Origin of the sequence: Shewanella salipaludis (assembly GCF_012911865.1) — a bacterium.
Lineage (GTDB): Bacteria > Pseudomonadota > Gammaproteobacteria > Enterobacterales > Shewanellaceae > Shewanella > Shewanella salipaludis.
Map to the genome: position 1 here is coordinate 1 of NZ_JAAXYH010000037.1, position 706 is coordinate 706.

Consider the following 706-nt stretch of genomic DNA (forward strand, 5'->3'; position numbering starts at 1 on the left):
GCCGTGAAAGGGCGGTGTCCTAGGCCTCTAGACGAAGGGGACCCTGGACTTAACATTTCTAACTTAGTTACCGCATGTTAAGGCGGTGTCCCAGGCGCTCTCTTCTAAAACCGAAGGAAACTCTGGACTCATGTTTATCCTCGTAACCGAGTCTTACAACACATCCATTTCAGTAGGCTATGAAACCGATGTTTTGTTCTTGCCAAACGACTCGTTAGCCATTTGTCAGGAACCAAAATGTGGTATCCCCTAGGGGATTCGAACCCCTGTTACCGCCGTGAAAGGGCGGTGTCCTAGGCCTCTAGACGAAGGGGACCCTGGACTCAACATTTCTAACTTGCATTACCGCAGGTTAAGGCGGTGTCCCAGACATTCTCTCCTAAATAAGAAGTGAACCCTGAACTTGCTTTACTTACATTACTTGCTTGAAGTAAATGGTGGAGCTAGACGGGATCGAACCGTCGACCTCTTGCATGCCATGCAAGCGCTCTCCCAGCTGAGCTATAGCCCCAAATTCGTGTCGATACTCGAGCATCGGCATAAATTTAGCTTTGTTCTAGCCAAACGACTCGTTAGCCGTTTGCCAGGAACCAAAATGTGGTATCCCCTAGGGGATTCGAACCCCTGTTACCGCCGTGAAAGGGCGGTGTCCTAGGCCTCTAGACGAAGGGGACCCTGGACTTAACATTTCTAACTTAGTTACCGC

General features: G+C 49.9%; 3 tRNA genes. All 3 read right to left on the bottom strand.

The window, feature by feature from the left end:
- Nucleotides 1–240 precede the first annotated feature (240 nt).
- Nucleotides 241–316, bottom strand: a tRNA-Glu gene (locus HC757_RS18875).
- A gap of 119 nt (nucleotides 317–435) precedes the next feature.
- A tRNA-Ala gene (locus tag HC757_RS18880) sits at nucleotides 436–511 on the bottom strand.
- 87 nt (nucleotides 512–598) lie between these two features.
- Nucleotides 599–674: transfer RNA gene (locus HC757_RS18885), tRNA-Glu, on the bottom strand.
- Nucleotides 675–706: the final 32 nt, after the last annotated feature.